This window comes from Methyloglobulus sp. (genome assembly GCF_046714055.1).
Lineage (GTDB): Bacteria > Pseudomonadota > Gammaproteobacteria > Methylococcales > Methylomonadaceae > Methyloglobulus.
Genome location: NZ_JBKKBJ010000155.1, coordinates 1 through 7,514, shown reverse-complemented (window position 1 = coordinate 7,514; position 7,514 = coordinate 1). Strand labels below are relative to the sequence as shown.

General features: G+C 45.3%; 11 protein-coding genes. 5 read left to right on the top strand and 6 right to left on the bottom strand.

Annotation, left to right across the window (positions count from 1 at the left end; genetic code table 11):
* Nucleotides 1-143: 143 nt before the first annotated feature.
* The 6 genes from smbP to ACLQ6D_RS09225 form a co-directional block, all read right to left on the bottom strand.
* Nucleotides 144-461, bottom strand: coding sequence for a small metal-binding protein SmbP (gene smbP, locus ACLQ6D_RS09250; RefSeq protein ID WP_411726995.1), 318 nt, complete (start codon nt 459-461; stop codon nt 144-146).
* Nucleotides 462-559: 98 nt separating this feature from the next.
* Nucleotides 560-736: a CsbD family protein gene (locus tag ACLQ6D_RS09245; protein ID WP_411726994.1), complete on the bottom strand. Its 177-nt coding sequence runs from the start codon at nt 734-736 to the stop codon at nt 560-562.
* Nucleotides 737-1,032: 296 nt separating this feature from the next.
* The gene (locus tag ACLQ6D_RS09240; RefSeq protein WP_411726993.1) at nt 1,033-1,701 is read right to left on the bottom strand and encodes a hypothetical protein; all 669 of its coding nucleotides are present in this window, start codon (nt 1,699-1,701) and stop codon (nt 1,033-1,035) included.
* A 305-nt stretch (nt 1,702-2,006) separates the two neighbouring features.
* Nucleotides 2,007-2,612, bottom strand: a complete 606-nt coding sequence (locus tag ACLQ6D_RS09235; protein ID WP_411726992.1) for a carboxypeptidase-like regulatory domain-containing protein — start codon at nt 2,610-2,612, stop codon at nt 2,007-2,009.
* A gap of 186 nt (nt 2,613-2,798) precedes the next feature.
* A complete protein-coding gene (locus ACLQ6D_RS09230; RefSeq protein WP_411726991.1) occupies nt 2,799-3,611 on the bottom strand; it encodes an OmpA family protein in 813 nt (270 codons plus the stop codon).
* 18 nt (nt 3,612-3,629) lie between these two features.
* Entirely contained in the window at nt 3,630-4,022 is a 393-nt protein-coding gene (locus tag ACLQ6D_RS09225) for a DUF4398 domain-containing protein (protein WP_411726990.1), read from the bottom strand.
* Nucleotides 4,023-4,723: 701 nt separating this feature from the next.
* Here ACLQ6D_RS09225 and ACLQ6D_RS09220 point away from each other — a divergent pair.
* From ACLQ6D_RS09220 to ACLQ6D_RS09200, 5 genes are all read left to right on the top strand, one after another.
* Complete coding sequence (locus tag ACLQ6D_RS09220) at nt 4,724-4,984, top strand: YqjD family protein (protein WP_411726989.1); 261 nt, start codon at nt 4,724-4,726, stop codon at nt 4,982-4,984.
* A 162-nt stretch (nt 4,985-5,146) separates the two neighbouring features.
* Nucleotides 5,147-5,554 carry a BON domain-containing protein gene (locus ACLQ6D_RS09215; RefSeq protein WP_411726988.1) on the top strand — a complete coding sequence of 136 codons (408 nt, stop codon included), beginning with the start codon at nt 5,147-5,149 and terminating at the stop codon, nt 5,552-5,554.
* Between the two features lie 17 nt (nt 5,555-5,571).
* Entirely contained in the window at nt 5,572-6,093 is a 522-nt protein-coding gene (locus tag ACLQ6D_RS09210; RefSeq protein ID WP_411726987.1) for a hypothetical protein, read from the top strand.
* A 50-nt stretch (nt 6,094-6,143) separates the two neighbouring features.
* Entirely contained in the window at nt 6,144-6,587 is a 444-nt protein-coding gene (locus tag ACLQ6D_RS09205) for a DUF2383 domain-containing protein (protein ID WP_411726986.1), read from the top strand.
* Nucleotides 6,588-6,921: 334 nt separating this feature from the next.
* Nucleotides 6,922-7,514 (top strand): catalase (locus ACLQ6D_RS09200; RefSeq protein ID WP_411726985.1); only part of this gene is annotated, 593 nt, incomplete at its 3' end.

Below are 7,514 nucleotides of genomic sequence, written 5' to 3'. Positions count from 1 at the left end.
ATGACCAGATCGTTGATGTGTGTTGCCACGCATGGAACCAGTTCGCCAGCCAACCCGACACCATCCGAAATCTTTGCTCCCGTAAATGGGCTTTATTAATATGATAATCTATTGGGATTGGTATAATCTGTAAACCGACGGTTTTATTGCGCGGCTTTCAGATGGGTTACGGCTTCCTCGGCGTTTCTTTTGGCTAAGTCTGCATGCCCAAGCTTGCCGTGTTCGATAGCCCCTTCCAGGCTCGTGATGCCAGCATCCAAGTGTTCATCGGCGGTTTTGGCATGAGTCTTCGCTACTTCTGCATGTTCGACAATAGTCTTTCCATTGTCTGCTTTGACCGCAGCTTCTGCGTGTTTGAGCGCTTCCGCCATGTGGCTTTCCCCGGCATTAGCGCCGAACGAGGCGAAAATTAAAATGATACCTGCTGATAAGCCGGTGAGTTTCATGTTGGTGAGTTTCATATTTATTTCCTGTGAAAAAGTATTTGAGAGTATTTCGCTACTACCGAACAGCAGGCTAGCCTATCAAGGCTCGCCTGCAAAGTCTGGCAATACTCGTGTTAACGGTCTTTCTTAATATCTTCCTTGAGATCACCAAAGCCTTTTTGGACTTTGCCGACGTTCTTTTGGACATTCCCTTCTGTCTCCATATCATCGTCGTCCAATAGCACACCAGCGGCTTCCTTGCCCTTACCTTTAATTTCTTCGGCTTTGCCTTTTACTTGATCTTTGTTCATGAGTGTCTCCTGATAATGTGTTAGCCATGACCAGATAGCCATGACCAAAGCGTGGAATGATGTTTTCCATCGCTTGACAATACAATACACGCAAATCCGAATTTGGTCGGTACGGTAACGAACAGATAAGGATTAAGCCAATACGGTTATGAATTCCATTTTGATCCAAATAGAGGGTAGGATTCATAACAAGTTGATTACGTTCATGATAAGCCTATCTAAGGGTTTAATCAGAGGTTGGACTACGGAAGTTTTTTGCCTAAATATTCAATCAGCATCGAAAAATCTCTATTCGTTTAGTAAAAACGGGACTTAAGTAAGGAAATGAGTTCTTCGCAATGGATGGTGTCTTTGGGTTTATCCAGGATATATTCAGCCAAGACTGAGATAGCGCCCCAGTTTGACCTGTTGTTGACAAAGTTGAAAGCAGCCAAAAAAAGTTCGGTCAGTTTCTGGGCGCGTTTTTCCTTGTGGAGCTTAAAGCATTCCATGTATTCAGTAATGAATTTCAAGTCTGAGCTGCCACCATAAAAATGTAACGCATCAAGATTGACTAAATTTGGATTGAAAACTTCACCATCGCGGGACGCTACGTATTTTGCCTCAGCCAATGATCCTGCCATCAAATTGATGACATCAGCTTCAATAGCGCAGAGATATTCTTTTTGTTGTTCAGAAGAAAAGCCTTTAGTGGCCTCGGCAAAAGACAACGGCAAACTTTGAATTAATTGGCCGCCTTCAAGTTTGGCGGTATATTTGCCTTGTATACGTATGGACTGGCCTGATTGTGGTTCGTCGCTTTCCTGTGGTTTGATAATGACCTGAAAATGAACAGCAGGTAATTGCTTTTGCTGGTTACCAAGACAAATAGCTGCGGCATGTCCTGCTTGGTGAAAAGCGATACGCTTGTCAATTTCGAAACGAGTGTTTTGGTCAGCATTGTTGGTAATGAGGCTGAGTTTCATGTGGTTGAGTAATTTTTTGAATAAAGTTTGCTTAAAAAAATGCGGATCAAACTAAAAATCCGCAATAGAGGGGAGGTTTCTAACTCACATGGCAATGAAAGTCTTCATAAAGCAGAACTAACTTACTGCTTTTATCAGTCTTGCGGATGTGACAAATTGTCGCATCCTGAAATCAGAATAACGTGCTTAAATCAATAAAAAACATACCTGACCACAGATGGGAAAGCCATCTTGACCAAGGGCTCCCTATTGATTAGGGAGCTTGGGGTTACGTCAAAAACCTTATCTATACTTTAACTGCAAAACTAACTGTGGTCTGTTCGGTATCGCATATAGAAACTATTGATCTGTAGGACAGGAGATCTATATGTATAACGGATTTCAGCGAAAACTTTGTTGGGCGCTTTGGTAGCACTGGTGAAAACAACCATAGGTGATTCGAACATAATGCCGCTGTTGATATTTTCCGGGGTCTGGGTTGGGCATGATATCAACCCAGTCTCTTCTTCAGGCCAAATGAACGATAACGACGTTCGCTTATTGCCTACGATAATTGCCTTTTTATGGGCTACCTGTCCATTTAGTTCAACGGTAACATTGTAACGGCCAGGCTTGAGTTTAGCGAACAGCATAGGGCCATCAGACACGGTTTCTAAGAAGGTGTTGCCACTTGAATCAGTGATACTAACTTTCACGTCACTGAGATATTCTCCCGTACTTTGTAACGAAAATAACAAGCTCAAGTTGTAGTCAGACCGAATGGCTTGCATCGCATCCCTTTCATCGCTTCCCACCCCGCCGCTGACAAAGGTAACTTCGCCTTGGGTTTGGGGTTTAATCATGGATTCCGCAACCGCCTGAAAGCTAGACAGAATGCTGAGAAGTATAAGCACTAGGTGTAATTGTTTCATAAAATATTCTCCTTAGCCGTAAGAAATAACGACCTTGACACCAGCATACAGTATCTGCCATCTTTGTCTGTACGCTTCCGTACAAAAAGAGATGGCAAATACGATTCAGCGGGACAAAAAGGTGTATTTGAATCAACTGGCTCACACCAGTCCAACCGTTAGCCAGCCGCCGAAGATTGGCTAAGCCTATCGTGGAGTGATATTGCCGTTGGCATCGGAAAGAATAATCTCCACGCGCCGGTTTAATTGACGACTATCGGCATTGTCATTGCTGGCAACCGGAAATTCCTCACCATAACCGTGCGTAGCCACGCGGTCACTGCTGATCCCCCTGTCCATCAAAGCCGTCCGTACGGAATAGGCACGGCGGTCAGATAGCTCCTGATTGTAATTGTTACTGCCGGTGCTATCTGTATACCCTTCAACCGACACCGTGTTTTGTGGGTATCGCGTGAGAAAATCGGCCAGCTTTTGTACGTTGCGTGTGCCGTCCGGTTTTAGCTGTGCCTTGTCGGTGCTAAACAACACGTCGCCTAGCGTAATCACCATGCCGCGTTCGGTTTTCTGGGCATTCAAAACTAAAAGCTCCGCAATCAACACCTGGTCACTCTCCACTTGGGCTTTAGCCGCATCGGCTTCAGCCGTCCTCGCCTCTAGGCGGACTTCGTTGCGTTTGGCGCCGGCGTTGGTGACTGCTAGCTCAGCCGTTTTCCGCTTCGCGGTTTCCTCCGCAATCCTTACTTTTTGCTTGGCTAAATAAGCCAGATGATCGACAGTTTCAACGCCTTCACTATTGTTTAAGGCGTAATCCGCCTTGTTCAGAGAGTCGCTAGCATCTTTCAATTCTACCGCTGCCAGATTTGTCACTTCGGGGTTTGTTCGTGCGTTGTTGTAACTGCTATGTGCTTCTGCGAGAGATGGGTTTTGTGTTACGGTGCTACAGCCAGAAACAATTACGATAGCGACCAAGGTCATAGGAATATATTGATATTTTTGCATGATGAACTCCATTGATGATTATTGGGCGTTACGGTCGATTTCTTGACGTAGTACGCGATTGCCTTCCTGTAATGCACTTGCTGCTTTCTGTGCCTTGGCTGAACGCGCCGTCGTTGCAGCTAGTTGGGCATCGGCCTGTGCTTGTTCCGCCAGTTGCCGAGCTTTCAGATAATTTTCGGCTGCCATGGCCCGCTCAGCGCCATCCATCTTCTCCATCGCAGATTTGATCTGTAGCGGTGCAAACTCATTGCCTCCAGCGCTGCTTGCATTACTTACCGCAACCTTGGAAACGGCCATTTGTTCTGTAGGAGCCTGGATGCCCGCGCACCCAGCTATAAGGATTGCAGAAGCCGCGTTTGCGGCGATCTTATACATAATCTGATTTGATCTGAAGTCGTAAAATTTTTTCATTATTTTTTCTCCATTGAGTTAAAGCGTCGAACACAATCGTTGCAATGAATAGCTATTACAATTGCAACGATTTGCAATTTTTCTAACAGTAGGTTGGCTTGGCAAGCATTACCGCACTGCAACTTCCAACAATCCGAAAATGTCAGTTATGGGAGTGGATTTCCCGTCCTGAAAACCCTCAGTGGCAATTAGATGCCTTTTCATAGGCGCACACCGTTCGCTAGCGTACATAAGCGCTATAAAGCGAGGAAACGAATAGTTCTCAGTCTAAGAGGATGACATTCAACCGTCACCGGGAAGCGGTAGATATCCAATGTCGATTATATGTGCGTCACCGCACTGACCCGAAGAAGTTTTTCCCGTAAACTTTTTAACAGCTTGCATCATCCTGTCTTTTAGCAGCAGGCTTGAATGAAAGCCAAAGCCCATAAACGGGCATTTTATATGAATACTTTTAATGGAGATGCGTCATGAATTTAGGTAAATATTTTTTAGGCTGGCTCGTGGGTGTGCCGGTGTTTGTTTTGGTCATTATTTATTTTTTGTTCAATCATTAAATCGCTCAGTTTTAGGCCGATCCACCAGTAGCCATTTAATAAAGACAGAAAAAACTGGAATGCCATCTTTGGTTGGCATTTTTCAAAAATATCGGATGTTAATAATTATTCGATCTTATTTTATTTTTCTTAAAGGTAACCATTATGGAAACAACAGACAACACCAATAGGGTCGATGAAACCATTGGCCGAGTTCAATCAGGCGCACACGAGGCTGTCGACAAAGTAGCCAATGCAACCAGTCAGGCGGCAGATGCGTTAGGTAAAAAAGGCGAGCAATTGAAGAATGCGGAGCAGCAATTTGTAGAAGATTGCCGGGGGTACATCCATGAAAACCCCGTCGCTTCGTTAGGGATAGCCGTAGGGGCCGGTTTTCTTTTAAGCCGTCTGATGAGCGGTCGCTAGACTCAGCATTGTTGTCGGTTTTAACCAGTGCCAGCGGATCATTCCACTGCTCATTAACGATAACGTTGGGGTTATGTTTAATTTGTTGGATGTGAAAGATAAAGCAGTTATGGATGCCCTTCAATTAGCTTAAAAAAACACCCACTATTAAAGGAGATAAAAATGTTTACACGATTATTGTTAGTTATGTACACGGTAACGGGCAGCCTAATACTGATGACCGGTTCTGTTCAAGCTGAAAAGGATACCGTAATCTATTTGGCCGCTGGTTCGGCATTGGAAAATACCCAGCGCAATGTTCGCGACAAGGATGGCACAACGTTAACCCCGGAAGATCAGAATGAAACCGAGAGTGATATCAACATCACGGCTAATATACGTAAGGCCGCAGTCAAGGATGAAGCGTTATCAGTCAATGCGCAGAATGTAAAAATCATTACAAACAATAGGGTGGTGACGTTGCGTGGGATTGTTGAAAATGTAAATGAAAGGATGAAACTGGAAAACATCGCGAAGAAAACGCGTGGTGTAATTCGGATAGATAACCAACTTGAAATTAAAGCGCCTTAACGGCCCAGGAGAATGTCATGACTAAAGCAGTTTTTTGTATCGCACAAAATGTCGAACAGACAGAGATCATTGTTAGTGACCTGAAAACCGCTGGTTTTTCAAACAATGATATATCGGTGCTGTTTCCCGACAAAACCACGACCAAGGATTTTGCCCATGAAAAGCACACTAAAGCGCCCGAAGGCGCTGCTATTGGCGGTGCAGTGGGTATAAGTACTGGCGCTGTACTTGGATGGTTAGCCGGGATTGGTAGTCTGGCTATTCCGGGTGTCGGCCCGTTTATTGCCGCAGGTCCCATCATGGGTGCATTAAGCGGTGCGGCAGTAGGCGCTGCCGCCGGAAGTTTGAGTGGGGCTTTAATCGGGCTCGGTATACCAGAGTATGAAGCCAAACGCTATGAAGGGAAAATCAAGGGCGGAAGTGCCTTGATTTCTGTCCATACGTCAACTGGCGAAGCCATTGATCAGGTGAAAAAAATCTTCGAAAGAGCCCATGCGGAAGATATTTCATCGACTGAAGAAGCGTCAGTCAACGCTTAAGCTTGATGATGCACTACGCGTCATCAAGAAATAATCACAGAGGAGTTATCATGCATAATATTAAAACAATCGAAAAATTGCTGAAAGATGAACTGTCAGCAACGGAAACTTATCAACAGGCTTTGGAGAAATTTCGGGTACCTGGAGGACAGTTCGTATCAAATTCTTTAATGCCAATTTTTGGGAACCATAAAGCTGCGGCTTCCAGTTTAGAGGCACAAATCCGTAAACTGGGAGGAACGCCCCATAAAAGCACAGGAGCCTGGGGTAGTTGGGCGAAATTAATCCTGGAAGGCGCAAGTTTGCTGGGTAAGCAATCGGCAATAAAGGTTTTGTTGGAAGGGGAAAAAAGTGGGGAAGCGGATTATGAAAAAGCGCTACAGACTCCTGATTTGTCCGCAGATATTCGCGCTTTGATTGAAACGAAGCTCCTGCCTGCCCAACAATCACATGTTCGCTCTTTGGATCGGCTTTTGGACGCGACACCTGCTTAGGTTTTCCTACCGAGGATTCATTTGTTGATTGATGACAGCGCGAACCTTATTTTGTTCGCGCTGACTTTATTAGTTGCGTTATCTGATTTTAAACATAAGCCCAATTCAGCCTACAAGAAATTATCTAATGACTATTGAGCATTCGAATTTGCAGAAAAAAGCGCTTCATGCTTTGACGATAGATGTGTTTCACTACTACCTTCAACATCCGGCTCATCCTGTTATAGCTCAGACACCGTATGGATATGACCGTTTTTAGATTCCATAGGTTTCCATACCATCATCGACGTACGATCACAATTCGATATCGTGCAAAACCAATTGGAGATACATGATGACCAAATCTAAAACACTGACCGGTAAACAATCAAATTCTGGGGCAGAAGAAGCAACCGTTTCAGTGGGCAACGGCGGAGAGTGGCACCAGACTGCCACCGGCGATCAGCCAGCGTTGACGACGAACCAGGGTTTGCCGATTTCCGACAATCAGAATTCCCTGAGAGCCAATCCGAAAGGTCCGACGTTGCTGGAAGATTTTATCCTGCGCGAAAAAATTACCCATTTCGACCACGAGCGGATTCCTGAGCGCATCGTCCATGCGCGTGGCACTGGTGCACATGGCTTTTTCGAACTGACCCAATCCCTGGAAAAATACACGACAGCTAAAGTGCTGACCGAAGTGGGTGAGCAAACGCCTCTTTTCACGCGATTTTCAACGGTGGCAGGTGGATCCGGTTCGTCCGATACACCGCGCGATGTCCGTGGCTTTGCCGTCAAGTTTTATACGAAAGAAGGCAACTGGGATTTGGTCGGCAATAATATTCCGGTCTTCTTCATTCAGGATGCCATCAAATTTCCCGATCTCGTACATGCCGTCAAAATGGAACCTGATCGTGGCTTTCCACAGGCTGGGTCAGCACATGACAC

Excerpts from the sequence above, each read along its gene's own strand:
- smbP (WP_411726995.1), bottom strand. The coding sequence starts at position 461 with ATGAAACTCACCAACATGAAACTCACCGGCTTATCAGCAGGTATCATT.
- ACLQ6D_RS09245 (WP_411726994.1), bottom strand. The coding sequence starts at position 736 with ATGAACAAAGATCAAGTAAAAGGCAAAGCCGAAGAAATTAAAGGTAAG.
- ACLQ6D_RS09240 (WP_411726993.1), bottom strand. The coding sequence starts at position 1,701 with ATGAAACTCAGCCTCATTACCAACAATGCTGACCAAAACACTCGTTTC.
- ACLQ6D_RS09235 (WP_411726992.1), bottom strand. The coding sequence starts at position 2,612 with ATGAAACAATTACACCTAGTGCTTATACTTCTCAGCATTCTGTCTAGC.
- ACLQ6D_RS09230 (WP_411726991.1), bottom strand. The coding sequence starts at position 3,611 with ATGCAAAAATATCAATATATTCCTATGACCTTGGTCGCTATCGTAATT.
- ACLQ6D_RS09225 (WP_411726990.1), bottom strand. The coding sequence starts at position 4,022 with ATGAAAAAATTTTACGACTTCAGATCAAATCAGATTATGTATAAGATC.
- ACLQ6D_RS09220 (WP_411726989.1), top strand. The coding sequence starts at position 4,724 with ATGGAAACAACAGACAACACCAATAGGGTCGATGAAACCATTGGCCGA.
- ACLQ6D_RS09215 (WP_411726988.1), top strand. The coding sequence starts at position 5,147 with ATGTTTACACGATTATTGTTAGTTATGTACACGGTAACGGGCAGCCTA.
- ACLQ6D_RS09210 (WP_411726987.1), top strand. The coding sequence starts at position 5,572 with ATGACTAAAGCAGTTTTTTGTATCGCACAAAATGTCGAACAGACAGAG.
- ACLQ6D_RS09205 (WP_411726986.1), top strand. The coding sequence starts at position 6,144 with ATGCATAATATTAAAACAATCGAAAAATTGCTGAAAGATGAACTGTCA.